Consider the following 26004-nt stretch of genomic DNA (forward strand, 5'->3'; position numbering starts at 1 on the left):
CTTCACAGGCATAAGCGCAGGTATATGTCTTCCGGATGATTGTGAAAAGGAAGATTTCATGCCAGCATTGCACGTTTGTTCGTTTGCTAATCTGGCGCAGTATTTTTTAAGGAAAAAGATGAATGCTTTAACGGAAGCCCAAGTACTCGATGCGGAAGAGCGCTTGCGCCTGGCCATGATGGCCTCCGACGTGGCTGTACTGAATCAGTTGCTGGCCGATGACTTGTTGTTTACGAATCACCTGGGTCATCTGCTGAGCAAACATGCGGACTTGGCAGCGCACGAGCAGCGCCTGCTGACCATCACGGACTTGCACGCGTCCGAGTGCCATGTACGCGTCAACGGCCACGTGGCCGTGGTCTCCGTGCGCATGCAGCTGACGGGCAGTTATCACGACGTCGAAACGCATGGCGACTTCCGTTTTACGCGCGTCTGGACGCAGGATGCGGCCGGCACGCTGCAAGTGACCGCAGCCCATTCGGGCATCGTGGCATAGGGGTGCTGTAGTGGATCATCGTTCCAAGGGGCAGCTGTTTGAAGCTGTCATCGCCGCCGGCCCGGCCACCCTGGCCATCACGGCCGGCTATCCCGTGCTGTTGTACAACCTGGTGCGCACCTGGGCCGACGGCCCCGGAGACCATGCCCTGGCCGCCTTGCTGCTGACGGGCGGCCTGTGGGCCTTGCTGGAATTCTGGCGCATTGCCCTGGCGACGGTGGCGCGCAAGGCATACGCGTTCAACTGGCGCTTCTGGCTGGCCATCGCCGGTTTTCTCGCCTGCTTCGTGCGCTTTGTGCCGGACATGCCGGCCGGACTGATGCTGGTATTGATGGTGCTGCCGGCGCTGGCGTGGACGCATTTCATCTTGTTGCAGGTCAAACGTCCGCAGGACTTGTAGGTTTTACTCTTCCTCTTCGGTCTCTACTTTTAGCCAGGCTATCCGCCCATTGCCCGCCTCATGCAGATGGGCCAGCAGGGCGGTGGCGGCCGCTTCTGCCAGGCTGAAGTCGAACAGCACGGCGTCGCCGTGTGTCACGTTCAGCAAGGTGGCGCCGGCGCCATCGAGTTCGCGGCGCAGCATGCCTTCCATCGCATACGGCACCGTGCAGCGCAGGGCTCTCTGGCGCACGATGGCCGTCTTTTCCGCCTGCAGCAACGCTTGCGCCACGCTATCCGTGTAGGCGCGCACCAGGCCGCCCGCGCCCAGCTTGATCCCGCCAAAGTAGCGCACCACCGTCGCCAGCACGCCTTCCAGGTCCTGGTGGCGCAGCACGTCGAGCATGGGCCGCCCGGCCGTGCCGCTCGGTTCGCCATCATCGACGGCCGCCGACTGCCCGCCCGCCAGCAGGGCCCAGCACACATGGCAGGCGCCCGGATGCTGCGCCTTCAAGCCATTGACCACCTGCTGCGCGCTGGCGCGGTCCGTCATCGGCTGCACGCAACCGATGAAACGGCTTTTCTTGATGATCAGTTCGCTGTGGACGGGAGTGGCAATGGTAAACGGCATGGCGGGTGTGAAGGCGGGCAAAGCAGCATGATAGAGGAAATGTGCGCCGGGCACGAGTCAGCCCCCGCTCACGCGGCGCAGACGGACACCAGTTCGCGCAGCGCCGCGTCGCGCACTTGCAGGATGTCGAACAGTCCCAGCGCGTGCAGCGCGGGCAGGGCGTCGAGGATGTCGCGCTCGGCGATGGCACGCCCGGCGCTGTTGCCCGTGTCGTCCAGCCATAGCCTGGCATTGGCGAGGAAGGCCCCCACCGTTCCCTTGCGCACGGTGACGCCATTGAACTGGCCCTGGTTTTGTTGATCGGCTAATACGTCTTCTGCACGCATGCTGAACTCCTGAAGGTTGGAAAGACTTCACTGTATGATGGCCGGATTGTCTTGTCTGCGTTGTTTATGTCATTCGATACGTCAAATCCGCCAATTTTTGCAGCGTCGCCGCTGCGCGCCATGCGCATTACCCAGCCGCAGGAACGGGTGACGGCGGCGCACCGTCATGCCAGCGGGCAGCTGTTCGGCGCCATGCGGGGCTTGCTTTCCGTTGCCGCCGATAGCGGGCAGTGGGTGGTGCCGGCCAGCCACTGCGTGTGGATGCCGCCCCATCACGTGCATGCGCTGCGTTCGCATGGGCCGTTTGCGGGCTGGAGCGTGTATGTGGACGAGGCCAGCTGCGCCGGCTTGCCCGCCGCGCCTTGCGTGATGCGCGTCTCGGGTTTGCTGCGCGAGGCGGTGGGCCGCGCCAGCACCTGGGACGAGGGCGCGCTTGATGCGAGGCAAGCCCGGGTGGCGGGCGTGATCCTCGACGAGATCGCCGCCTCGCCGCACGAATCCCTCGGCTTGCCCCTGCCCACGGACCCGCGCCTGCTGCGCGTGGCGCGCGCCATGCTCGACGACCTGGCCGACGAGCGGGGCGTGGAAGCGCTGGCCGCCTGGGCCGGCGTGTCGCCGCGCACCCTGGCGCGCCGCTTCACGATGGAGACCGGCTTTACGCCCTCCGCCTGGCGCCAGCGCGCCCGCATCCTGCGCGCCCTGGAATTATTGGCTAGCGGCCAGCCCGTGACGACGATTGCGCTGGACCTGGGCTACGACAACGTCAGCGCCTTCATCGCCATGTTCAAGCGGGTGATGGGCGTGACGCCGGGCAGGTATGGGGAAGGGGTGGCATAGCTGGCGCGGAAAACAAAAAAGCCAACCGCGAACGGTTGGCTTCTCTGACGTATTTGGTAGGCCGTGCGGGATTCGAACCTGCGACCAACGGATTAAAAGTCCGCTGCTCTACCAGCTGAGCTAACGACCCAAAAACTTTACAACTGAACTGCGGTAACGCTGTGTCGTATCAACATGCTTGCCATGATGGCGACTGAATCTTGGTAGGCCGTGCGGGATTCGAACCTGCGACCAACGGATTAAAAGTCCGCTGCTCTACCAGCTGAGCTAACGACCCAAGGGCGGCTATTATGACGGCCAATGGCGGTTTTGGGAAGGGCCGGGGTGGAAAAAGCCTGGCATGGGCGTCATGCGCGATCCAACGTGGACAGGCAACCTTCCATGTATATCTGCAGGCCCACTACCGAAGACCTTCCCATCCCCGAGCGCGCTGGTGCAGAGCATGACGAAACTGATCATTTTCTGCGCCATCCAGGGCCCGGTCATGCGCGGCTTGCCGTCATGCAATTGCCAGCGTGTTTGGCGCCGGTGCCGTGCTGCTGCTATTGGGTCTGGTCTTCCTGCTGTTCCTGCCGGAGCTGCCCCTGGAGGGGCATCCGGCGACGGCGAAGGCGCAAGATGATCAGTAGCGTTCCAGCCAGTGCGCGTAGGGCGCCGGCATCACCCACGAGGCGCGCTCGACGCCGAGTTCCTTGGCGGCAAAGTAGGCCCAGTGCGGATTGGCCAGGTGCGCCTTGCCGACCATCACCACGTCCAGCTGTTCTTCCTTGACGACACGCTCGGCAATGGCCGGTGTGCCGAAGCCCCAGGCGGACGAGACGGGCACGCCCGCCTCCGTGCGCACGCGCTCGGCAATCGGGCCCATGAAGGCCGGGCCCCACGGAATAGACACGTCGGGAATCGTGAAGCCCATGCTGACGCTGATCATGTCCATGCCCGCATCCTTGAACTGGCGCACCAGGCCGATGGATTCGAGCAGGGTTTGCTCGTCGCGGCCGTCAAATTCCAGCACGCCGAAGCGGATGGTCAGCGGCAGGTGCTCTGGCCATACGGCACGCACGGCTTTCAATGTTTCCAACAGGAAGCGGCTGCGGTTTTCCACGCTGCCGCCATAGATATCGTCGCGCTGGTTCGAGTGGGCGGAAAAGAAGCTTTGCGCCAGGTAGCCGTGGGCGAAGTGCAGTTCCAGCCATTCGAAGCCCACTTCGCGCGCACGCACGGCGGCGTCGACGAAGTTCTGTTGCACGCGGGCGATATCGTCGAGGTCCATGGCGCGCGGCACTTTCGGCAGGCCGCCGCCAAAGGCGATGGCGGACGGGGCGATGGTTTGCCAGCCGCGCGCATCGCCTTCCACGATATGGTCGTCGCCTTCCCATGGACGGTTGGCGCTGGCCTTGCGGCCTGCGTGGGCGATCTGGATGCCAGGCACGGAGCCGGCCGCCTTGATGGCCTTTACCACCGGCACGAAGGCTTGCGCCAGATCATCGTTCCAGATGCCCGTGCAGCCTGGCGTGATGCGACCTTCCGGCGCCACGGCCGTCGCCTCGACGATCACCAGCCCGGCGCCGCCGCGCGCCATGCCTGCGTAATGCGACAGGTGCCAGTCGTTGGCCTGGCCATCGACGGCCATGTACTGGCACATGGGCGGCACGGCGATGCGGTTGCGCAGGGTGATGTCTTTGAGGGTGTAGGGTTGGAAGAGGGCGGACATGGTGGCCTTTGTGTTTGTTGGTGGTAAATAGGGAAATGTTGATTCGGTAGTTCGTAAATATTCGAAGAATGGAATTAGTATAACGCATGCTGTATGATTCTGCTCATGCGTCCACACAAACATCCCCCCGCCAGCGAATTCGTGCTCGAACGCGTACTCTACGCCTTGAGCGACACTATCCGCCTCGACATCGTGCGCCACCTGGCTCGCGTGGACGCGGCCGCCTGCGGCGACCTCGACGGCGGGCGGCCGAAGTCGACCGTTTCCCATCATTTCAAGGTCTTGCGCGAAGCGGGCCTGGTCTACACGGAAAACGCGGGCACGACGCACATGAACACCCTGCGCCGCGCCGATATCGAGAGCCGTTTCCCCGGCTTGCTCGATGCCATTTTGGCGCAGCAGCCATTGGCGCCCGCGGCGCCGGAGGCGGAAAAGCCGGCGGCTTAGCCGCCTGCCGTGCCCCGCCATCTGCCAGGCTCGGCTATCATGTCGGCCTTTCGGTAAATCCTCGGCCGCGCGCCTGTTACGCGATGGGCTGGCGACACTACCTGGCATGGCAAGGGATGGGAATGACGGCAGCAGCAGTGGTTGTACAGGCGGACCTGGAAAATCGTCCGCAGTTTGGCTGGATCAATGGTTTCAAGGCGGGCGCGGCGCAGTTGATCGTGTTGCACCACCTGGCGTTTTACGGCCCCATGTCCGACTATGTGCGGCCCCTGTGGCCCGAGTTGCTGGACTGGCTGGGCGGCAGCGCGCGCATCGCCGTGCAAGTGTTTCTCGTCATCGGCGGCTTCCTGGTCGCCAAATCCCTCTCTCCCGCCGGCCGTCCCGGCATTGCCACCCCCTTGCAAGCGGTCTGGCGCCGCTATGCCAAGCTGGCGCCGCCTTTCCTGGCCGCCACCTTGCTCGCCGCCGTGATGACCCCTGTGGCCGGCATCTGGATGCTGCACGATTCCATGTCGGCCGCCGTCACCCTGGGCCAGCTGAGCGCCCATGCCTTGCTGCTGCACGGCGTGCTGGGCTATGAATCGCTGTCGGCCGGCGCCTGGTACGTGGCCATCGATTTCCAGCTGTATTTGCTGACGGTATCGCTGCTGTGGCTGGGCGGCCGCCTGGCGGGCCAGCGGCGCGGACATTGGCTGATGCCGCTGGCCGTCACCGTGGGCATCGCCTTTTCCCTGCTGTATTTCAATCTGGACGCGGGCTGGGACAACTGGGCGCCGTATTTCTTTGGCAGCTATGGCCTGGGACTCATGGCCTGGTGGGCCAGCGATCCGGCCCGTAAGTCCGGTGCCATGAGCGTGCTCATGGCCATGGCCGCCGTGCCCGTCCTGCTGGCGCTGGCCGTCGACTACCGCAGCCGCATCGCCCTGGCGCTGATCGTCGCCTGCGCGCTGTTCCTGTTCGGGCGCGCCCGCACGCCTGCGCAGGGCCGCGCCTGGAGCGTCATCAACGCCCTGGGCCGGATCTCGTATGCCGTGTTTCTCGTGCACTTTCCCGTCAGCTTGCTGGTGAATGCGCTGTTTATCAGCTATGTCCCGCTCGAGCCAGAGTGGCAGGCGCTGGGCATGCTGACCGCCTGGGTTGCCAGCCTGGCGGCCGGGGCGGCGTTTCACCGCTGGGTAGAGGTGCCGCTGGGGCGGGTGATGCCGTTGCTGGTGGGTAAGGCACTGGTGCGGCCGATATCGGCTTGAGCATCGCACGCTCGCCTGTCCTTAAGGTGCTGGCACGCACGGCCTTTATCTTGCAGATTAAGATCGGCCTCAATGGCTGCGATACTTTCAAACATAGCGAAGTATTCTCGTTCCAGATAGCCACCGATGACCAGGACGAGATCGACCGCTACTGGAACGTGATCGTCAGCCATGGCGGGCGGAACGTGAATGCGGCTGGTGCAAGGACAAATGGGGCTTGTCGTGGCAGAGCACGCCGCGCGTATTGACGGATGCCCAGGAGCAAGGCGGTGATGTTACGCAGCGCCATACGCGGCGATGATGGGCATGCGCAAAATCGGCCAGGCCGCCAGGCAGCTGGCAAACGTTTCTGGTTGCCGCCGCTCAATATTGCCCCATCCCCCATCGGTAAATTACATATGACGGTGGCCATGCCCGGTTTCCTGACCGGCATCGAGTCGCGCACCGCGCGCGCCGGCGGAGCAGGTGGTCGCTTCGGCTGCACCCATGTAACGCCCTTGTGCAATATGCAGGTGGTGCAGGGCTGCATGCCACGCTGCGGATCCGGAGCTAAGGCCAGCCGATCCGCTGGGGGAGGGTGGTTTAACGTCAACAACCTGGTCACGCCTGGTGAGTTTGCGCTGGCGTTCGACCGCACCTCGATGTCGATTGTCGCTGCCGTGAACAAGCTGGGCGCGGCGTTGGAATCGACTTTGCTGGCCGGGCTGGCGCAGTCGGGCGCGTCATGAAGCATATAACTTGCCGATGAGCGGCAGGCCTATGCATTCCGACGATATTGACATGATTGAGGGCGGTTTTTTGCGGATAGCCAAGTCGCATGGCATCGACCAGCTTATCGTAACAGGCTGGCAAGTTATTGATCAGCATCGGCTAAGGCAGTTGCCGCGCCAGGTCTGTATTCGCCCGCGTTTTCCATCCGCATAGGGATGATTACTTCTTCGGGCCGCGCAAGCAGGCGCCGCGAGGTCGACGACAAAAGCTCGCCATCGGTATGTTTGGTCGGTCGCCGGCGCCAACGCTTGAATCTGCGTGGACAAGCGCGACACATGCTCGCCGCATTCTCGTTGATGCATGCCTTTGCTCACGGTGGAAGCCGCTCAGATTCTGTCATTGCACGGTGCAATGACTTGCGCTTCGAGCCTCCTGTAGCGCGTTGCTTTCATGAATAAATTGACCTGTGTGTAGAAAGCACAAAAATTCGATTTGATTTATTAAAATCAATATGAAACAATGAATTAAGCAAAAAAATGTTTTAATTGTTTAATTTGTCAATATTGTCATATAATTACTCAATTACCAACTTCTCGGGGAAGCGCCAGATTGCCCTGCCGGCGAGACTGAAATTGCTACTTGTATGCGCGCCATCTCGCAGGAATAGTTTTCAATCATAAATATAATGCAACATTTTTTGAAAGTGGGGAAATTTTGAAACACTTCGGCATATCCAAAAAGCTCTATTTCTTTTCCACGATACTGATCCTGCTGCTTGCCTTGCTGGCGGCAATTTCCTGGAGCCGGCTTGGCGACGCGGGGCAACTTGCCAAGGATGCCGGCCTGGTGAAAGTAAAACAGTTGCAGCTGATCTCCAGCACTGAACTGAGCGTAACGACGGTACTGCTGCAGATAAGGCAGGCATTGATCTTCAAGGATATTGAGAAAATCAATGCGGCATTGAGGGAAATAAAAAAGGAAAAAGAAAATATCGCCGGAAATGACGCGGTGTTTGATAGCGCCTTGCCAACGCCAGAGGCCAGAACCGCGTTCCAGATATGGCTGGACATGCAGAAATCCGCTTGGCCGGTGGTCGAAGAAAACATGCGCATTATTGCCGCTGGTGATACAGAGCAGGGCATTGCTTTTCTTTCTGCCAAAACGATACCAGAGTTGAAGAAAATGCAGGCCTGGCTTGACACGGAACGGGGAAGTCAGGGTAAATATCTTGCTGCGGAAGTGGGGCAGATCGAAAGCCTCGCCAATGCAACGCGCACCCAGCTGAGCATGCTGACCTTGTTCATCGCTGTCGGCATGATGACTTTCTCCTGGTATATTTCGAGGCTGTTGCGCCAACGAATTGCGGTTTCTCAATCCGTAGCTGAATTGGTGCGTGATGGCGATCTTTTTACGCGGCAAAAAGATGAACAGAGCGATGAGTTTTCGCCCTTGTTGGTCGCATTGACGACAATGCAGGAATCTCTGGCAACAGTGGTGGGGACGGTGCGCGAGAATGCGGAACTGGTGGCGCTCGCTTCGACTGAAATTGCCCAAGGCAATGTTGACCTTTCGCAGCGCACAGAATCGCAAGCCAGTGCCCTTGAGGAAACTTCTGCCTCAATGGAAGAGCTGGGCAGTACGGCGCAGCAGAACGTCTTGAATGCGGCCGAAGCGAACCGGCTAGCGATCAATGCCAGCGAGGTGGCGATGGAGGGCGGCGCTGTCGTCTCCAAGGTGGTATCGACCATGAAAAACATCAATGAAAGCTCAAAAGAGATTTCATTGATCGTCAACGTGATCGATGGCCTGGCTTTCCAGACCAATATTTTATCGCTCAACGCGGCGGTGGAGGCTGCCAGGGCCGGCGAGCAGGGCAGGGGCTTTGCGGTGGTCGCATCCGAGGTGCGCAACCTGGCCCAGCGCAGTGCGGAGGCAGCGAAACAGATCAAGATTTTGATCGAGACCAGCGTTGCGCGGGTAGAGCAGGGCGTCAGCCTTGCCGACGAGGCGGGTGCGGCGATGGGCAAGATCGTTTCATCCATTAAGGATGTCACCAATATCATGGTCGACATCAGCACAGCGGGTGCCGAGCAAGGTTCTTCGGTCGCTCAGGTGGGGCAGGCGATACTGGAGCTTGACGCGACGACCCAGCAAAATGCCGCGCTGGTGGAGGAAAGTACTGCTGCGGCAGAGAACCTGAAGATACAGGCAGAGCAGTTGGTTGGTGTGGTTGCCGTTTTCAGGCTGGGGCAAAATGGCGTGGGAAATTCTGCAGCTGCGCCCCGGCCATCTCCTGTAAAAGCAAGGAAGGCAACGCTGAAATTGCAGATGCGTTAGGGAATGCATTGCCATGGCGCGCCATGGCACACTTCAGCAGCAGCCACAAAAAAAAGCCCACGAACCGAAATTCGTGGGCTTTCTTAAGTATTTGGTAGGCCGTGCGGGATTCGAACCTGCGACCAACGGATTAAAAGTCCGCTGCTCTACCAGCTGAGCTAACGACCCAAAAACTTGTACAACAACTTCGGTAACACTGTGCCGTAAAAAAATGCTTGCTAGTACAACTCGCAAGCAGATCATTACTGCGTATTCGTGGTAGGCCGTGCGGGATTCGAACCTGCGACCAACGGATTAAAAGTCCGCTGCTCTACCAGCTGAGCTAACGACCCGAAGAAGGAAGATTATAGGGGGTACCCGGGATTCTGTCAAACCTAACGGGCAACTTTTTCCCCGCTTTTACTTTTTGCCGCCCCGTTCCTTGGCGGCCTGGGCCGCGCTGGAGTCCGGGTAGCGCGAGATCAGGGCATTCAGCGTCTTGGTCGCGTTCGGCTTGTCTTTCAGCTCCGTGTAGCAGCTGGCGATGTTGAGCATGGCGTCGGCCGCCTTCGGGCTGTCCGGGTAGTGTTTCAGCACTGCCTGCTGGGCCGTGATGGCGCTCTTGCAGTCGCGCTGGGCGTAATAGGCGTTGCCCAGCCAGTATTGCGCGTTGGCAGCGTAGGCCGATTCAGGATAGCGCTTCACGAAGCCGTCCAGGGCCGTAACGGCGCCCTTGTAGTCGCCCGACTTGAACAGGCCGAACGCGGATTCGTACGCGCTTTGTTCGGATACGCCCACGGCCGCTTCCTGGCCGTCGATGGTGACCTGGCGCGGTTCGAGCTTGCGCAGGCGCGCGTCGATGTCGGTGTAGAAATCTTTCTGGCGCTTTTGCACATTCGCCAGGTCGTTGCCCAGCACTTCGATCTGGCCGCGCAGGCGGGCGATCTCTTGCATGGTCTGGTCGTGCTGGTTGATCAGGCTCAAGGTGCTGGTCTTGTCCGCCTTGGTGTCGACGCGGCTGTTCAGGTCGCGTGCCATGGCGTCGACCTTGGCGCGCAGCTCGAGGATGGCCTTGCGCGCTTCATCGTCATCGAACAGGGCGGCGTTGGCGTGCAGGGGCAGGTAGGCAAACGCGGCCATCAAGGCGGCGGCGACGCCGGCTTTCGAGAATGTCATCATGGGTCGGGCTTTCAAAGGTTACGCAAACATGCAAACGGGGCGCCGGGCGGTGAATCACCGCGCTGCGCCCCATTATTATGCCTATGACTGGCCAGTTAGGTAAGCGTCAATGCTGCCGCGCTCACCCGTCAACATCAATAAACGATGTCAGCGCGGCGGTTTTCTGCCCATGCTGCTTCGTTGCTGCCTTGTGCTTTAGGCTTTTCTTTGCCCAGCGACACGGCTTCCATTTGGCCTTCTGGCACGCCCAGGGCTGCCATCGACTTGCGCACGGCTTCAGCACGTTTCTGACCCAGGGCCAGATTGTACTCAGCGCCACCGCGTTCATCGGTGTTACCTTGGATCAGGATCTTGCGGCTAGGCGTTTTCACCAGGTAGCCAGCGTGGTTTTGCACGACTGGGGTGTCCGCTTCGCGCACGACGTATTTGTCGAAGTCGAAGTAGATGCTGCGGTTAGCCAGCACGCCTTTTGGATCATTCAGTGGATCGACCGACGCGGTCGTCACTGGCTGAACTTGACGGGTGTCAACTGGAGCTGCGACTTTTTCAGGAGCACGCTCAACCACTGGGGTTTCTGCGACTTTGACTGGGGTGCTGCAGGCGGACAGCAGGGCTGCGGTAGCGGCGATGAAAGCCAAACTTTTAAAGTTACTCATTTTTATTCTCCGGGTCATGGTTAAAGGTGAAACTGTACAGCATTTACTTCATAAAAGGACCCCAGGTGGGTTCCTTAATATTGCCAGCTTGCGTAGTCAAACGCTGTTTGACGCGGCCATCCACCGATACCACTGCCAGCGACTTGCGTCGTCCGGATTCGGTCGCGTACATGATATATTTCCCGTTGGGCGAAAAGCTCGGTGATTCGTCGTTGGCGGTGTCCGACAGGCGCAGTTCCTGGCCACTAGCCAGGTCGAGCGCGTAGAGCTGGAAATTGCCGTCGCGACGGGAAATATAAGCGAGAGTCTTCCCGTCGGACGAAATCCGCGGGCTGATGTTGTAGGAGCCGCCAAACGTCACGCGCTTGGCTTCGCCACCGCTGACCGACATGCGGTAGATCTGTGGTCCGCCGCTGCGATCGCTGGTGAAGTAAATGCTTTGGCCATCGGCCGAGAATTGGGGTTCCGTATCGATGCCGCTGCTGCTGCTGACGCGGCGCAAGCCGCTGCCGTCGGCATTGACGGTGTAGACCTGGGTATGGCCATCGCGCGACAGGGCCACGGCCAGGCGCGAACCGTCCGGGCTCCAGCTTGGCGCCGAATTGCTGCCTTTTTCATTCGATACGATGGTGCGCTGCCGTGTTACCAGGTTTTGCACGTAGACGATGGGCTTTTTCTTTTCAAACGAGACATACGCCACCTTGGTGCCATCCGGCGACCATGACGGTGAAATGATCGGCTCATTCGAGCGCAGGGCGACCTGGATGCCTTCGCCATCGGCGTCGGCCACTTCCAGGCGGTATTCGCGGCCCGATTGCGTGACGTAAGCGATGCGCGTGGCGAACGCGCCCTTGACGCCCGTCAGCTTTTCATAGATGTCATCGGCAATTTTATGCGCCAGCAAGCGGTTGAACTGCGGCGCGGCCGCATTGTTCATGCTCGAGATCTGGGCGCCCTTGATGGTGTCGAACAGCTTGTAGCGCACGTCCAGGCGGCCATCGGCCATGCTTTGCACGCTGCCGGCCGCCAGCGCATCGGCGCCGCGCGACTTCCATTGATCGTAGCTGACGGGCGCCGTTTCCGACACGGGCGCATCGGCATCGATCAGCTTGAACACGCCGCTGCGCGCCAGGTCGGCCTTGATGATGCCCGACAGCGATTGCGGCGCCGCCGATTCATTGACAAAGCTGGCGACAGCCACCGGAATCTGGTTGCTGCCGATCCCTGTAATCTCTACGCGCAGCTGCGCCTGGGCGCTTGACGCTCCCAGCATCAGGCCGGCACAGAGCACGACATAGCTCATTTTTTTCATGGTCATCATTTAGGCAAATCCTTCATCTCGAATATGAGTTCAATCTCGCGTTCCACGGTGCCGTCTTTTTTCTTCGGCAGTGGCGACGATTTATTAATGGCGTTTTCCACCGAGCTGTCATACGCCGGCAGGCCGCTACTTTTAATCTTTCGGACCGAAATAATTTCCCCAGTTGGCAGTTGCTCGATCTTGAACACGGCGCGCGGGTTGCCCGGCACGTCCGTGCTACCGCTGTACGCGATATTGCTCTTGATCTTGCTCGTCAGGGCAGCGACATAGCCGCTGTCCTTGCGTGGCGCGGTCGCTTTCGCGGCCGTGCCCGTTGTGCCATTGCCTGCCTGCGCCATCATCCGCTTCATGTCATCGGCACGCATTTTGTCGGCTGCAGCTTTTTCCGCCGCCGCTTTCTTGGCCTTGGCAGCTTTTTCCGCCGCCGCTTTTTTATCGGACAATTCTTTCTCGGCTTTTTCTTCCGCCGCTTTCTCTTTGGCTTCCTTGGCTTTCTCCAACTTGTCGGCCTTTTCTGCTTTTTCTGCTTTTTCTTTCTCCAGCTTGTCAGCCTTGTCTTTTTCTTTCTGCTTCTGTTTTTCCAGTTCGCGCTTTTCTTCCTCGCGTTCCTTCAATTCCTGCTTGCGGCGTTCTTCCGCTGCCGCTTTCTCTTCTTTCAGCTTGGCCTTCTTGCGCTCGAGGGCGATCTCCGCCTCGCGCAAGTCGACCTTCGGCTCGGGCGCGGCCACCGGCGGCGGTGGCGGCGGGGCCGGCTGTTCCACTTGCGGTTCCGGCGGCGGCGCCGGCGTCGGCTCCGGTTCCGTCGCCACGTCGGGCGGCGGCGCGGCCGTCTGCACTTTCATGTCCCACACTTCCGCTTCGACGGCGACAGGTTCCGTATTTTGCCAGTGTACGCCCACCCACAGGAAAAACAGCAGGCCAAGGTGCATCGCCAGCGCCAGGCCCAGCGAGGGCCAGCGGCTGCGTTCGCGCGGCACGCTGTAGGGCTTGCCGAGTACATGGTCGATTTGTTTGTTCTGCAAAGTCTAGTCTATCTAAAAACGGTCAAGTCTGGAAACAGGATGCTGTGCTTACTTTGTGGCCAGGCCGACTCTGGTAATGCCCATCTTTTTCGCTTCCGAAATGAGCTGGATTACATCGTCGTACTTGCTTTCCTTGTCGCCCGCAATCATCACGGGATAGTCGGGATTGCTTTCGTGCAAGCCGCGCAGCTTGCGCAGCAGGGCGTCGCGGTTCGGTTCCGTTTCCGGCGACAGCTGTTCCTTGCCGATGACGCCGATCGACAGCGAACCATTCGGTTTGAGCACGATCTGAATATAGTCATCGGGCGGTTTGGCCGACTTTTCCGCGTTGGGCAGGTTCACCACACTGGGATTGTTCGACGACGGCATCACCATGAAAATGATCAGCAGCACCAGCATCACGTCGATGTACGGCACGACGTTGATTTCGGACTTGAACTTGCGGCCACGGCCGCCGCGCATGCCGCCGCTATTGAATGAGGAACCCATGGACCTTGCTCCCTCTTAGCGCGACTGGCGCTGCAAGATGTTGGAGAATTCCTCGACGAAGCTTTCGAAGCGGATCGCCAGGCGGTCGATGTCATGCGAAAAACGGTTGTAGGCGACGACGGCGGGAATGGCGGCGAACAGGCCGATGGCGGTGGCGATGAGCGCTTCGGCAATGCCGGGCGCGACGGCGGCCAGGGTGGCTTGCTGCACGTTGGCCAGGCCGCGGAAGGCGTTCATGATGCCCCATACGGTACCGAGCAGGCCGATGTAGGGCGAGACGGAGCCGACGGAAGCGAGGAAGGCCAGGTGCGATTCGAGCACGTCCATTTCACGCTGGAAGGCGGCGCGCATGGCGCGGCGTGCGCCGTCGAGCACGGCACCGACGTCCAGCGCTTCGCGCGAACCGTAGGAAGCCTTGCCCTTGATGAATTCGCCCATGCCGGCGTCAAAAATACGCGCCAGCGCGCCGCTCTGGTCGCGGTTGCCGCTGGCGCTTTGATGCAGCGCATGCAGGTTGCCGCCGGCCCAGAAGCTGCGTTCAAATTCGATGGTTTGCTTGCGCGCCTGGCGCACGGCAAACATCTTGCGGAAAATGTAGGTCCAGCTGGTCAGGGAAATCAGCAGCAGCAGGGCCATGATCAGTTGCACGATCAAATGGGCATTGGAGATGAGCGCGAGGAAAGAAAGATCTTGTGTAACGTTCATTGGCTGGCAGTCTGTTGGGTGAATTGTCCGGGAGGGCGGGTAGGGTTCAGGTGGCGCGCATGCGGGCCGCGATTGCATCAGGCACGGCGCGCGGGCGCAATGCCGAGTCGACGCAGCCGATCTTGACGCGGGCCGTGTTCAGCAGGCGGTCGCCGCACCACGCTTGTTGCAGGAAAACGATGGAGGCGCGCCCCATTTTTTCTATGCTTAAGGTTAATCTTACCGTGTCATCGAGCCTGGCTGGCGCATGATAGTCGGCGTTGACGCTTTTGACAACGAACATCGCGTCATGCTGTTCCAGCAATGCCTGCTGGCCCACGTCGATGGCGCGCAGCCATTCGGTGCGCGCGCGCTCGAAGAATTTCAGGTAGTTAGCGTAATAGACGATGCCGCCGGCGTCGGTGTCTTCATAGTAGACACGTACGTTCCAGGTAAAGACTGAAGGCATGTTTATTGCGCCAGTAGTGAGATTGAGCAACATTTTACGCGATTTTTCTTCTTGTGACTGTGGGCGCTTGCTGGAAATCCATGCAAAAGCTGCATATAAGTTGCACCGCAGCATTGTAAATCCGAGCTGCACAATGGCAAGCTTCGTAACATACGCTTACATGCGCAGCCAGGTTTACGTCAAGCTTAAGCACTGCATGCTTACTCCCGGGCGGCCCTTGGCGGTGCCCGGGTTGCCATGGCGCGCGGCGATTATAGCTGCACCGTTGCATTCCTTGCTCAATTTGGGCACTTAACTTACAATTTGACTTCCATTACGTCTCACGTGACTGGCGAAAAGTCGGGCGATCCCCACAATGTGGCGATCGGAAAACCGGCGAAAGGTGGGCACCCACCGGGAAATGTGAGATTTTTCATCAGCCGTTCGCCTGGGTAGCCACTATGGAAAAGCACGAAGAGGCTGCCTGTCCAATGTTGTTATTCACTTAACGCCGGCTCCCCTCATTCGATCCAACCTGCCAGTACAAGCACCCTCATACTTGGAGTTTTTACATGTTTGCAAAAGATCACACCCTCGCCAACGTCGATCCTGAATTGTTCGCCGTCATTCAAAAAGAGAACACGCGCCAGCACGACCACATCGAATTGATCGCGTCGGAGAACTACACGTCGCCAGCCGTCATGGAAGCGCAAGGCTCGCAGCTGACGAATAAATATGCCGAAGGTTATCCAGGCAAGCGTTACTACGGTGGCTGCGAATACGTCGATGTGGCCGAGCAACTGGCCATCGACCGCGTGAAAAAACTGTTCGGTGCCGAATGCGCGAACGTGCAGCCGAACTCCGGCTCGCAGGCGAACCAGGGCGTGTTCTTTGCCGTGCTCAAACCAGGCGACCTGATCATGGGTATGTCGCTGGCCGAAGGCGGCCACCTGACCCACGGCATGCCGCTGAACATGTCCGGCAAATGGTTTGACGTCGTGTCGTATGGCTTGACGGCGGAAGAAGACATCGACTACGAGGCGATGGAACGCCTGGCCCGCGAACGCAAGCCAAAGCTGATCATCGCCGGCGCGTCGGCCTTCTCGAAAAAGATCGACTTCGAGCGTTTCGGCAAGATCGCCAAGGAAGTGGGCGCGTATTTCATGGTCGACATGGCCCACTACGCCGGCCTGATCGCCGCTGGCCTGTACCCGAACCCGGTGCCATTCGCCGACTTCGTCACCTCGACCACGCACAAATCGTTGCGCGGCCCGCGCGGCGGCATCATCCTGATGAAGGCCGAACACGAAAAAGCCATCAACTCGGCCATTTTCCCTGGTATCCAGGGTGGCCCGCTGATGCACGTGATCGCCGGCAAGGCCGTCGCCTTCAAGGAAGCGCTGAGCCCTGAATTCGTCGAATACCAGAAGCAAGTGGTCAAGAACGCCGACGTGCTGGCGAAAACCCTGATCAAGCGCGGCCTGCGCATCGTTTCCGGCGGCACCGAATCGCACGTCATGCTGGTCGACCTGCGCGCCAAGAACCTGACGGGTAAAGAAGCCGAAGCCATCCTCGGTTCCGCGCACATCACCTGCAACAAGAACGGCATCCCCAACGACCCGCAAAAACCCTTCGTCACCTCGGGCATCCGCCTGGGCAGCCCGGCGATGACGACGCGCGGTTTCAAGGAAGCGCAAGCAGAAGAGGTGGGCAACCTGATCGCCGACGTGCTGGACAATCCGCATGACGCCGCCACCATCGAGCGCGTGAAAGCGGCCGTGAAAGTGCTGGCCGACGCGCATCCGGTGTACGCATAATTATTTGTCCAGAATGTGTCATACAGAGTAAGATTCTGTCTGACACATTCCTTCGTGCCCAAGGGCGCCCGGAGTGATTCGGGCGCCCTTTGTACAAGGGCGGCGATTTCCCTCATTATTACTATAAAGTTGTAGCCAGCTCATGAAATGTCCATTTTGCCAGCACGGCGATACCCAGGTTCTCGATACGCGCGTATCGGAGGAAGGGGATGCCATTCGGCGCCGCCGCCGCTGCGGCAAATGCGACAAGCGTTTTACTACCTACGAACGCATTGAACTTATCATGCCTGCCGTCGTCAAAAAGAATGGCAGCCGGACGGAGTTCGCTGCGGATAAGTTGCGCGGCAGTTTGATGCTGGCCTTGCGCAAGCGTCCCGTCGCGGCCGCCTCCGTGGATACGGCCATCGCGTCGATCCAGGAAAAACTGCTGACCAGCGGCTTGCGCGAAGTCGATTCCGGCTATATCGGCGAACTCGTCATGCAGGAACTCAAACGCCTCGACAAGATCGCCTACATCCGCTTTGCTTCCGTCTACAAGAATTTCGAAGACCTGGCCGAGTTCCAGGATGCGATTGCCGAAGTGGGGCAGGCGCGCAGCAAGCCCTGACGCGCTTGCGCCATCCCTTGCCGCAGGCGGGGATGATGAACAGTCCCACTCCCACCACGCCAGCGTTCGCCTGGCAAGTCGCCTGATCAATTCAGGCGCTCTTTTCTTCTTCTTTTTCTCCTTTTCTCGGCGACGTTTGCGCTGCCTCATGCCTGCGCTTTTGCGCGCGTCTATCGTGTAGCTGGGCCGTGCATCCGCGCGGCTCCAGTCCGGGTTTCATTCTGTCAGCAGGAGAAGCTCATGCATAGCGGTACGCGTGGTCCCATGGATGGCAGCAGCCTCGTCGAGGTGCTGGTATCGCTGCTGTTGTTGGCGCTGGGCTTGCTCGGCGCCAGCATCCTGCAACTGCACTCCCTGCGCGCACGCCATGAGTCGGCACTGTTGTCGGCGGGCGTGCAACTGGCCGCTGGCATGGCCGAACGCATGCGCGCGAACAGCGTACTCATGCATGGTCCCGATGCGGGCAATCCCTACCTGAACGTGGCCTACGCGGCGGCGGACGGCGCTGAGCCTGGCGGCGGCGCGCCCGACTGTTTCGGCGCTGCCGCCTGCAGCGCGGCCGAGCTGGCGCAATTCGACATCGCTGAATGGAAGCGGCAGCTGCAATCGGCCTTGCCCGGCGCGCGCCTGCGTATCTGCCGCGACGCGCCTGCATGGGATGCCGCCGCCCAGGGCTTGCATTGGGCATGCAGCGGCGGCAAGGGCGCGCCCATCGTCATCAAGCTGGGCTGGCGCGCCCGCGTGCCCGATGGCTCGCCCGCCGTGAATGCGGCAAACGAGTCGCTGCCCAGGCTGGCATTCCAGCTGGACGGAGGCGGCGCATGAACGGCATGCACGCCCGCTGGCGCCGTCATCGCGGCATGAGCCTGGTCGAATTGCTGGTGGCCCTGTCGCTGGGCGCGCTGCTGATGCTGGCAGCCAGTAGCGTGCTGCTGGCTGCCAGCGGCAGTTATGGCGACCAGTTCGCCAGCGCGCGCCTGGACGACAACGGCCGCTATGCGCTCGACACCATCGCCCGCGCCGTGCGCCAGACGGCGTATGTGAATTGGGACAGCAGCGCCGCGCCCGTCGCCCATGCTGCGCACGACAGCGCGAATATCGCCGGGCTCGACGCGCATAGCCTGGGCAAGAACAGCGAGGGCATCAGCGGCGCGCTGCCCGTGGCCCTGCATGGCAGCGACGTGCTGGCCTTGCGCTATTACGGCGCCGGCAAGGAGGAGGGCGGCGACGGTTCCGTGCTCAACTGCGCCGGCTTCGGCGTGGGCGCCGCGCAAACGGAGGTGCAGCGGGGCTGGAGCATTTTCTACGTGGCGCAGGGCGCCGATGGCGAGGGCGAGTTGCGCTGCAAATACCGTGGCGCGAACGGCTGGGGCGCGGACGCCATCATCCGCGGCGTTGACAGCTTTCAGGTGCTGTATGGCCTCGACACGGATATGCCGCCCGACGGCGTGGCGAACCGCTATGTCAACGCCAGCGCGCTCGACGCTTACGATGCGGCGCTGGTGCTGGCGGGCGCGGATGCGGCCGCGCGCCAGCGCGATTTTCACCGGCGCACGCACTGGAAGCGCGTGGCCAGCGTGCGCGTGGCGCTGCTGTTGCATGGCGAGGCGGGCCAGCTGGACAAGATGGCGGAACTGGGGCCAGCGCAGTTCGACTTGTTCGGCAAGGCATATGCCGAGGCGCACGGCGCCGGCGACACAGGTGTGCGCATCGCGCGCGCGTCCTTGCCCGCCGCAACGCGCTCGCGCCTGCGGCAACTGGTGCAGACGAGCATCATGCTGCGCAACGGGCCGGTCTAGGGCGGCGCCACGATGGCTGGCGCGGGTACCCGCTGTTGCCCAAGCTGCTGTGCTCTTGGCGCGCGGCGGCGTGGCGCCACCCTCGTATATGTGCTGTGCCTGCTGGTGATCATCTTGCTGCTGGGCATATCGGCAGCGCAGATGGCCTTGCAGGGCGAAAAGGCGGCACGCGGCGAGCGCGACCGGCAAATCGCGTTTCAGGCGGCGGAGGAGGCATTGGTGGATGCGCAGAACGATATCGAAGGCTTGCCCGGCGCGCCCGGACGCAGCAGCCTCTTCGCACCGGGCAGTGCGGCAGGGTTCGCGCACGACTGCGGCGAGGGAGGCGCACTGGGCTTGTGCCTGCCCGCAGCCCCGGATGCGCCGGCCCTCTGGCTGAGCATGGACCTCGATGGCGCCGAAGGGAGCAGCCGCGCGGTTCCATACGGCCAGTTTACGGGCGCCGTCATGCAGACGGGGCAGGGTTTTCTGCCGTCGCGCCGGCCCCGCTATCTGATCGAATTGCTGCCATTTCACCCACCCGGCGCGCAGGCTACGGCAGTGGCTGGCGGCCTGGCCACGGAAAGTTATATATACCGCATCACGGCCATGGGTTTTGGCGCGCAGGAAAGCACGCAAGTCGTGCTGCAAAGTTATTATCGCAAGCAGGCGGCTGGAGCGGGGCCATGAGGGCCTTGTCGTTTGCTTTGCTGTCCGCTTTGCGGGCTGTCTGGCTGCTGCTGATCGGCTTGGTTTGCCTGGATTGCGGCGCTGCCGTCGCGGCCGCACCTCCCGTGGCGCTGGCGCGGGCCGATGCGGGCTTGCACGGTGCCCGCGTGCCGCCGAATCTGCTGCTCAACCTGTCCCTCACGCATGCGGCAGCCGCTGCCGCACATGGCGGCGACTATGCGCCGCAGCGCGAGTACCTCGGCTACTTTCATGCGCGTATGTGCTACAGCTATCCGTACCGCGGCAAGGATGGCGTCATGCTGCCGGACTTGCGCGTAGCGACCGCTTACTTCTCCGTGCTGAAACCGGCCGATGCGCTGCACGGCTGCGGCGGCGATAGTTTTAGCGGCAACTTTCTCAACTGGGCCAGCACCAGCATGCTCGACATCGTGCGCTATGCCCTGACGGGCGGCGACCGCGTCATCGACGAAGTGCGCAAGACGGTGCTGCAGCGCGCCTGGCTGCCCGATGCGGACAGCCCCATCGACTTCTTTGGCCACCCCGTCTTTTTCCCGCGCAAGGTCTTGCAGGCAGGCGTGGCGGCGGCGACGCCGTTTGCGCTGGCGCAACTGGCCATCGTGTCCTGCCGTAACCGCCTGCTGTTCGGCGATGCCAATGTCAGCCAGCCTGCGGGCGGCAGTTGCGACGCTCCCGGCGCCGCTGCCACGTACGGCGTGTTCCTCGCGCGCGTGCGCGTGTGTGACGCCGATGAGGGACCGCTGCGCGACGACTTGTGCCTAGCGTATGGCAAGAACTACAAGCCGGTGGGCGCCGTGCAGCGCCATGGCGGCAGGGTGCGCGTGGGCGTGTTTGCTCACTTGAATGGCATGCCCGCCAGCGCAAGCCCCGTGTATGGCGGCGTACTGCGCGCGCCGCTGGCCCACGTGGGCAGGCAGCGCTGGGCCGCGCCCGACTATATGCCGCAAGACAATGCCGACGCCGAGTGGAATCCCGCCACTGGCGTATATGTGGCGCCAGCTGTGGCCCAGGCGGCGGGCACTGGCGGCGGGGTGACCGCTTACATCAACGGCCTGGGCCGCGGCAACGCCGGGCATCCCGGCAGGTACGCCAGCGCGGCGCCAACGGCCGAATTGCTGTACGAATCGCTGCGTTACCTGCAGGGACGGCAAGCGAGCGCAGTGGTGCCGCCCACCACGGCCCCGCCCGCCATTGACGACGGCTTGCCGGTGGTGGTTGCGTGGAGCGACCCGCAAACGGCCAGCTGCCAGCGTCACATCGTCGTCAGCCTGGGCGACGCGGGCATGGCGGTCGACCGCTACGTGCCCGGCAATGTCCCGGCGACGCCCGCGTCAAATGGCGACCGCGCACGCGCCGCCGATGGCTTTGTGTCGCCGCCGTTCGATGCGATGGCCTGGACGCATGCGGTGGGCAGCCTGGAAAGCGGCGGTGCGCAGGGCAACCCCGCGCCACGGCCCGAACTGGCGACGCTGGAATTGCTGGCCGACGGGGCGGGCGGCGCCAGCTACCATGCGGCGGGCCTGGCCTACTGGTCGCATGTGCAGGCGCTGCGTCCCGGCGCCAAGAACGACGGCGTTGCAAGGGTCGAGCACTATGCGGGCGACTTGCTCCACGGTGATCCGGCCAGCGAGCCCGGCGCCACGCCCGTCACTACGCCCTTGTTGCTGGCGGCCAAATATGGCGGCTTTCTCGATGCGAACGGCGACGCCAACCCCTACAAGAGCGCGGCGGGCAGCGCGCTGGAGGAATGGAGCCTCGACGGCCGCTGGCCTGGCCATTACCTGCCCGGCAGCGACCCCGCCGCCCTGATCGCGGGATTGCGCGCAGCTTTTGCGGCCGCCGACAACGCTACCTTGCCGGCGACGCTCGCCGGGCCGGCCCTGATGGCGTTGGCCAGCGGCACGGAAGAGGCCTACTGGTTCCAGACGCGGATGCGCCTGGCCGATGGCGGCATGACCTTGTCGCGTACGGTGTTTGCCGTGGGCGCCGATGGCGCACTGCTTCCTGGCAAGCCATGGTGGCGCGCCGGCGGCCAGGATAAGCTCGTGCCAGATGGAGCGTCCATGGCCTTGCGTCCCGTCTACACGCTCGACGCCAAGGGCAGCCTGATGCCGCTGGCCTGGAAGCGGCTCGATGCGGAACAGCGCGGCGCCTTCGACGGCGGCGATGGACAAGGGGCGGCGCGCCTGGCGTATCTGCTGGGCCAGCGCACGGACGAGGTGGGCCAGCCAGGCGGCTTCCTGCGCCGGCGCTCGGGTAACCTGGGCGCCGCGCCGTACGGCAATCTGCTGTACGTGGGCGCGCCGGGGCTGGGCTTGCCGGGCGCCGGTTATGGCTTGCACCGCAAGGTGTTGCTGCAGCGCCGGAAAATGTTGTATCTGGGCGCCAACGATGGTTTGCTGCATGCGTTCGATGCGCGCACGGGTAGCGAAGTGTTTGCCTATCTGCCGCAAGCGTTGCTGCACGCAGCGCCAGCCGCTGCGAGCACTCACTACAGCCCCGGCCCGCTTCTCGACGGCGCGGCGGCCACGGCGGAAGTGCTGGCGCTGGGGCGCTGGAAGACGGTGCTGGTGTCGGGCATGGGCGGTGGGGCACAAGGCGTGTTTGCGCTCGACATCACCGACCCGGCGCGCTTCGCGCAAGACGGGGCGCTGTGGGAATTCACGGACCGCGACGACAGGCTGATCGGCAACGTGCGCGCGCCGCCATCCTTTGCCCGCATCAACATGGGCGGCAAAAAGGGCGCGCCGGCCTATCGCGATTTTGCCATCGTCGCCAGTGGCTACAACAACCATGTGAACGATGGTAAAGACACGACGGCGCCCGCGTCGGCGGCCGCCATCTTCTTGCTGGCGCTGGACAAGGCGCCCGGCACGCCCTGGCTGTTGGGAAGTAATTACTTCCGGCTCAAGGTGCCCGTGGCCAGCGGCGGCGATGGCGGCCATGATGCGGGCGCCGATGCCATCTCCCACGTGCTGGGCCCGCCCGCCGTGGTGCCGGGCGGCGACGGTGCGCTGGCGTATATGTATGCGGGCGATTTGCAGGGTAATATCTGGCGTCTCGACATGGCTGGCGGGCCGCCGTGGAAGGAGGGCCAGGGGCGCAAGCTCGTCTTTGTCGCGCGCGATGCGCAGGGCAGGCGCCAGCCCGTGACGCAGCAGCTGAACGTGGCGTACGCGCCCGGTGGCGGCTACGTGCTGCTGTTCGGCACGGGCAAGCTGCTCGAAGCGGCCGATACCTGGCCTTCCGCCTTTCTGTCACAGTCGTTTTATGCCGTGCACGATGATTTGCGGGAAACATCCCCCACGCGCAGCCGGGCCGACCTGGAGCCGCGCAGCCTGGGCGAGGCGGCGGCCGGCGTGCGCGTCGATGGCGCGGAGCTGCGCTATACGGGCAGCGAGGCCATGCGCGGCTGGTACCTCGATTTTCTCCATACCGCACAGACGGGCGAACGCAGCATCAGCAGTCCCGTATTGGCCGCCGGCAAGGTGCTGTTCAATACCGTCCTGCCCGGACGCGATCCTTGCGCCAAGCCCGCCACGCGCCTGTACGTGCTCGATGTGCTGAGCGGCTTTGCCGCCGATGGCGCCGGTGTCGTGCAGGCGGGCGAGCAGACCGGGCGCTTGTTCGATGGCCTGGCGCGCGCCCCGCCGCTGGCGCTGGAATTGAACAGCACGGTGGGCGCCGCGACAGCGGCAGGGCGGGCCGAGGGGCGCACGGAGCTGGCCGTGCTGCAACCGGGCTTGCCCGGTGCGGACAGCGGAGTACTCCAGGCGCTCAAGGTCGTCAGCGCACCGCTGCCAGCGCGGCGCCTCAGCTGGCGCGAAGTGGCGAACTGGCGCGAATTGCACGAGGCGGCCAAGAAAAAATAGGCGGGGCATGGTTGGCGTGCTGAAAGTTAAAGATGCAAAGGCCGGCGCATCGCATCGGCTGGCGCTTTTTGAAAAAAGGGGAGGTCGCATGGGCGTGCTGGCATGGCGGAAGGGGCCTGCTGCAAACGGCGGCGCCCCTGCCGTCGCCCTGGGCTTCAGCCTGATCGAACTGCTGTCCGCGCTGGCGATCATGAGCCTGCTGCTGGCGCTGGCCGTGCCCGCTTATCACGGGCATGTCGTGCGCGCCAAGCGGGTGCAGGGACAGGCGGCCCTGCTGCGGTTGATGCAGCAGCAGGAGCGTTATTATTCGCAAAACAATCACTATCTGGCGTTTTCCTCGGCCTCGCCAGCGCCGCCATTTTCGTGGTGGTCCGGCGACGGGCCGGCTGCCAGCGCGGCCGGCAGCGCATATGAAATCGAGGCGCTTGCCTGTCCCGGCATGACGATCGGGCAATGCGTGCTGTTGCGGGCCATGCCGGGCACGTCCAAGGTCGATGCGCAGTTCCAGGATGCCGATTGCGGCATTCTGTCCTTGAGCAGCACGGGCCAGCGCGGCAGCAGCGGTCCGGCCAGCCATTGCTGGCCCTAAGCCAGGCCATGAGCACGCGCAAGCACCCGCGCCGGACAGGGCACACCCTGCTCGAATTGCTGGCCGTGCTGGCGATTGCCGCGCTGTTGGCGGCCGCCGCCATGCCCGGCTTGCAGCAGGTGCTGGCGCGCCAGCAGCTGCGCGCGGCGGCCACGGACTTGTTCTCGGCCATCGAATTGACGCGGGCGCAGGCGATGGCGCGCGGCCAGCGCGTGCTGCTGATGCCGGCCGGGCTTGGCGGCACGGACTGGCGCACGGGCTGGCTGATATTCATCGACCGCAATGCCAGCCTGGCGTTCGACGACGGCGACGAATTGCTGTTCCGCCAGGGGCCGCTGCCGGCGGGCATCACGGTCCAGTTCGCGTTTTCCTCGGCCACGGCGCCGTTTTATATCGCCTACAATGGCGCAGGACGCAGTTGCAGCGCGAGCAATAGCCTGGCGGCGCGCTGGGGCACCTTGTCGCTGACTTTGGGAAAGCAGGTGCGTCATATTAAAATCAATATGCTGGGCCGGGTGCGCGTGTGCGACCCGCAGCAGCAAGCGACCAATTGCAGCGGCGTGGCCGACAGTTCGTAACCCGACTCACCTATCACTCACTATCAAAGAAGCCCGTGGAAATACTCAACGATATCGATGGCATGCGCCTGGCGCTGGAATGGGCGGCGCGCGGTTTATACACGACCTCGCCTAATCCCCGCATCGGCTGCGTGATCGTCAAGGATGGCCAGGTGATCGGCGCCGGCGTGACGCAGGCGGCAGGGCAGGATCATGCCGAGGTGCAAGCGCTGGCGAATGCGGCGGCGCGCGGCAACGACGTGCGCGGCGCCACGGCGTACGTCACCCTGGAACCGTGCAACCACCATGGCCGCACGCCGCCCTGTTCCGATGCGCTCGTGCGCGCGGGGCTGGGGCGCGTCGTGGCCGCCATGACGGACCCGAATCCGCTGGTGGCGGGGCAGGGACTGGCCAAGCTGCAAGCGGCCGGCATCGCCGTCACCACGGGCGTGCTGGTCGACGAGGCATATGAAATGAATATCGGCTTTTTCTCGCGCATGCAGCGCGGCAAGCCGTGGGTACGCATGAAAACGGCAGCCAGCCTGGACGGCATGACGGCCTTGCACAATGGCCAGAGCCAGTGGATCACGGGGCCGGCAGCGCGCGCCGACGGCCATGCCTGGCGCGCCCGCGCCTGCGCCATCCTGACGGGCATCGGCACGGTCAAGGCGGACGATCCGCAATTGAACGTGCGCGCCGTCGAGACGCCGCGCCAGCCGCGCCGCATCGTCATCGACAGCCGGCTCGACATCAGCCTAGACGCGCGCATCCTTGCTGGCGGTGGCACGTGGATCGTGGCGGCCGTTGCCAATCCGGAAAAGGAAGCGCAGCTGCGCGCCCTGGGCGCGGAAGTCATCCTGTTGCCGAACGCGGCCGGCAAGGTCGACCTGGCCGCGCTGATGCTGGAACTGGGCCGCCGGCACATCAATGAAGTCCACGTCGAGGCCGGCTCCAGGCTGAACGGTTCGCTGATCCGCGAAGGCTGCGTCGACGAGCTGCTGGTCTATCTGGCGCCCACCTTGCTGGGCGATGCGCAAGGCATGTTTGCCTTGCCCGCCTTGACGGATCTCAAACAGCAGCGCACCTTGCAATTTCACCAGGTTCAGCAAGTGGGCGAAGATGTGCGTATCCTTGCAAGATTCGCCCAGCGTAATTAATACTTTCACACTTTTTATAG

The 26004-nt window shown here is 62.5% G+C and carries 26 protein-coding genes, 4 tRNA genes, 1 pseudogene and 1 riboswitch; of the genes and pseudogenes, 17 read left to right on the plus strand and 14 right to left on the minus strand.

All coding sequences use genetic code 11. The features are described 5' to 3' along the window. Positions 1–118 precede the first annotated feature (118 nt). Both ACQ4WL_RS24150 and ACQ4WL_RS24155 read left to right on the plus strand, forming a co-directional pair. Complete coding sequence (locus ACQ4WL_RS24150) at positions 119–496, plus strand: nuclear transport factor 2 family protein (RefSeq protein ID WP_436512019.1); 378 nt, start codon at positions 119–121, stop codon at positions 494–496. 10 nt (positions 497–506) lie between these two features. Next, positions 507–896 (plus strand): hypothetical protein, encoded by a 390-nt coding sequence (locus ACQ4WL_RS24155; protein ID WP_436512020.1) that lies wholly within the window; start codon positions 507–509, stop codon positions 894–896. 3 nt (positions 897–899) lie between these two features. On the opposite strand, the gene ACQ4WL_RS24160 is transcribed toward ACQ4WL_RS24155, so the two are convergent. Next, positions 900–1505: an IMPACT family protein gene (locus ACQ4WL_RS24160; RefSeq protein WP_436512021.1), complete on the minus strand. Its 606-nt coding sequence runs from the start codon at positions 1503–1505 to the stop codon at positions 900–902. 68 nt (positions 1506–1573) lie between these two features. Beyond that, the gene (locus ACQ4WL_RS24165) at positions 1574–1831 is read right to left on the minus strand and encodes a hypothetical protein (protein ID WP_436512022.1); all 258 of its coding nucleotides are present in this window, start codon (positions 1829–1831) and stop codon (positions 1574–1576) included. Positions 1832–1897: 66 nt separating this feature from the next. Here ACQ4WL_RS24165 and ACQ4WL_RS24170 point away from each other — a divergent pair, with 66 nt between their 5' ends. Then, entirely contained in the window at positions 1898–2668 is a 771-nt protein-coding gene (locus tag ACQ4WL_RS24170) for an AraC family transcriptional regulator (RefSeq protein ID WP_436512023.1), read from the plus strand. A gap of 54 nt (positions 2669–2722) precedes the next feature. Here the strand turns inward: ACQ4WL_RS24170 and ACQ4WL_RS24175 are convergent. From ACQ4WL_RS24175 to ACQ4WL_RS24185, 3 genes are all read right to left on the minus strand, one after another. Beyond that, positions 2723–2798: transfer RNA gene (locus ACQ4WL_RS24175), tRNA-Lys, on the minus strand. Positions 2799–2869: 71 nt separating this feature from the next. After that, positions 2870–2945: transfer RNA gene (locus ACQ4WL_RS24180), tRNA-Lys, on the minus strand. Positions 2946–3290: 345 nt separating this feature from the next. Beyond that, positions 3291–4379, minus strand: a complete 1089-nt coding sequence (locus ACQ4WL_RS24185; RefSeq protein WP_436512024.1) for an NADH:flavin oxidoreductase/NADH oxidase — start codon at positions 4377–4379, stop codon at positions 3291–3293. A 105-nt stretch (positions 4380–4484) separates the two neighbouring features. Here ACQ4WL_RS24185 and ACQ4WL_RS24190 point away from each other — a divergent pair, with 105 nt between their 5' ends. From ACQ4WL_RS24190 to ACQ4WL_RS24210, 5 genes and pseudogenes are all read left to right on the plus strand, one after another. Then, a complete protein-coding gene (locus tag ACQ4WL_RS24190) occupies positions 4485–4826 on the plus strand; it encodes an ArsR/SmtB family transcription factor (protein ID WP_436512025.1) in 342 nt (113 codons plus the stop codon). Positions 4827–4948: 122 nt separating this feature from the next. Further along, the gene (locus tag ACQ4WL_RS24195; protein WP_436512026.1) at positions 4949–6073 is read left to right on the plus strand and encodes an acyltransferase family protein; all 1125 of its coding nucleotides are present in this window, start codon (positions 4949–4951) and stop codon (positions 6071–6073) included. Between the two features lie 62 nt (positions 6074–6135). Beyond that, positions 6136–6475 (plus strand): annotated as a pseudogene (locus ACQ4WL_RS24200) (VOC family protein); the annotation flags it as partial. An 8-nt stretch (positions 6476–6483) separates the two neighbouring features. Then, a complete protein-coding gene (locus ACQ4WL_RS24205; RefSeq protein ID WP_436512027.1) occupies positions 6484–6801 on the plus strand; it encodes a hypothetical protein in 318 nt (105 codons plus the stop codon). Positions 6802–7498: 697 nt separating this feature from the next. Continuing rightward, positions 7499–9121, plus strand: a complete 1623-nt coding sequence (locus tag ACQ4WL_RS24210) for a methyl-accepting chemotaxis protein (RefSeq protein WP_436512028.1) — start codon at positions 7499–7501, stop codon at positions 9119–9121. A 92-nt stretch (positions 9122–9213) separates the two neighbouring features. On the opposite strand, the gene ACQ4WL_RS24215 is transcribed toward ACQ4WL_RS24210, so the two are convergent. The 9 genes from ACQ4WL_RS24215 to ybgC form a co-directional block, all read right to left on the minus strand. Then, a tRNA-Lys gene (locus ACQ4WL_RS24215) sits at positions 9214–9289 on the minus strand. Between the two features lie 88 nt (positions 9290–9377). Then, positions 9378–9453, minus strand: a tRNA-Lys gene (locus ACQ4WL_RS24220). Positions 9454–9520: 67 nt separating this feature from the next. Next, a complete protein-coding gene (gene ybgF, locus ACQ4WL_RS24225; protein WP_436512029.1) occupies positions 9521–10279 on the minus strand; it encodes a tol-pal system protein YbgF in 759 nt (252 codons plus the stop codon). Between the two features lie 134 nt (positions 10280–10413). Next, positions 10414–10935: a peptidoglycan-associated lipoprotein Pal gene (gene pal, locus ACQ4WL_RS24230; RefSeq protein WP_436512030.1), complete on the minus strand. Its 522-nt coding sequence runs from the start codon at positions 10933–10935 to the stop codon at positions 10414–10416. A gap of 43 nt (positions 10936–10978) precedes the next feature. Continuing rightward, a complete protein-coding gene (gene tolB, locus ACQ4WL_RS24235; protein WP_436512062.1) occupies positions 10979–12247 on the minus strand; it encodes a Tol-Pal system beta propeller repeat protein TolB in 1269 nt (422 codons plus the stop codon). A 5-nt stretch (positions 12248–12252) separates the two neighbouring features. Then, a complete protein-coding gene (gene tolA, locus ACQ4WL_RS24240; protein WP_436512031.1) occupies positions 12253–13278 on the minus strand; it encodes a cell envelope integrity protein TolA in 1026 nt (341 codons plus the stop codon). A gap of 48 nt (positions 13279–13326) precedes the next feature. Then, positions 13327–13767, minus strand: coding sequence for an ExbD/TolR family protein (locus tag ACQ4WL_RS24245; protein WP_223278896.1), 441 nt, complete (start codon positions 13765–13767; stop codon positions 13327–13329). A 15-nt stretch (positions 13768–13782) separates the two neighbouring features. Continuing rightward, entirely contained in the window at positions 13783–14472 is a 690-nt protein-coding gene (gene tolQ, locus ACQ4WL_RS24250; RefSeq protein WP_071078726.1) for a protein TolQ, read from the minus strand. Positions 14473–14518: 46 nt separating this feature from the next. Further along, entirely contained in the window at positions 14519–14920 is a 402-nt protein-coding gene (ybgC, locus tag ACQ4WL_RS24255; RefSeq protein WP_436512032.1) for a tol-pal system-associated acyl-CoA thioesterase, read from the minus strand. Positions 14921–15234: 314 nt separating this feature from the next. Continuing rightward, positions 15235–15360: riboswitch (ZMP/ZTP riboswitch) on the plus strand. 111 nt (positions 15361–15471) lie between these two features. Between ybgC and glyA the strand changes: the two genes are divergently transcribed. The 9 genes from glyA (at position 15472) to ribD (ending at position 25984) form a co-directional block, all read left to right on the plus strand. After that, positions 15472–16716: a serine hydroxymethyltransferase gene (glyA, locus tag ACQ4WL_RS24260; protein ID WP_436512033.1), complete on the plus strand. Its 1245-nt coding sequence runs from the start codon at positions 15472–15474 to the stop codon at positions 16714–16716. 142 nt (positions 16717–16858) lie between these two features. Next, complete coding sequence (gene nrdR / locus ACQ4WL_RS24265; protein WP_071078724.1) at positions 16859–17323, plus strand: transcriptional regulator NrdR; 465 nt, start codon at positions 16859–16861, stop codon at positions 17321–17323. Between the two features lie 240 nt (positions 17324–17563). Then, a complete protein-coding gene (pilV, locus tag ACQ4WL_RS24270) occupies positions 17564–18148 on the plus strand; it encodes a type IV pilus modification protein PilV (protein ID WP_436512034.1) in 585 nt (194 codons plus the stop codon). Beyond that, entirely contained in the window at positions 18145–19122 is a 978-nt protein-coding gene (locus ACQ4WL_RS24275) for a PilW family protein (protein WP_436512035.1), read from the plus strand. The genes pilV and ACQ4WL_RS24275 overlap by 4 nt, the downstream gene beginning before the upstream one ends. Positions 19123–19134: 12 nt before the next feature. Then, positions 19135–19791, plus strand: a complete 657-nt coding sequence (locus ACQ4WL_RS24280) for a pilus assembly PilX family protein (RefSeq protein WP_436512036.1) — start codon at positions 19135–19137, stop codon at positions 19789–19791. Beyond that, entirely contained in the window at positions 19788–23681 is a 3894-nt protein-coding gene (locus ACQ4WL_RS24285; protein WP_436512037.1) for a pilus assembly protein, read from the plus strand. Before ACQ4WL_RS24280 ends, ACQ4WL_RS24285 begins: the two co-directional genes overlap by 4 nt. Before the next feature lie 88 nt (positions 23682–23769). Beyond that, the gene (locus ACQ4WL_RS24290; RefSeq protein WP_436512038.1) at positions 23770–24270 is read left to right on the plus strand and encodes a type IV pilin protein; all 501 of its coding nucleotides are present in this window, start codon (positions 23770–23772) and stop codon (positions 24268–24270) included. 8 nt (positions 24271–24278) lie between these two features. Continuing rightward, positions 24279–24848, plus strand: a complete 570-nt coding sequence (locus tag ACQ4WL_RS24295) for a GspH/FimT family protein (protein ID WP_436512039.1) — start codon at positions 24279–24281, stop codon at positions 24846–24848. 62 nt (positions 24849–24910) lie between these two features. Beyond that, positions 24911–25984 (plus strand): bifunctional diaminohydroxyphosphoribosylaminopyrimidine deaminase/5-amino-6-(5-phosphoribosylamino)uracil reductase RibD, encoded by a 1074-nt coding sequence (ribD, locus tag ACQ4WL_RS24300; RefSeq protein WP_436512063.1) that lies wholly within the window; start codon positions 24911–24913, stop codon positions 25982–25984. Positions 25985–26004: the final 20 nt, after the last annotated feature.

Source organism: Janthinobacterium kochi (assembly GCF_051380715.1).
In the GTDB taxonomy this organism is placed as follows: domain Bacteria; phylum Pseudomonadota; class Gammaproteobacteria; order Burkholderiales; family Burkholderiaceae_D; genus Janthinobacterium.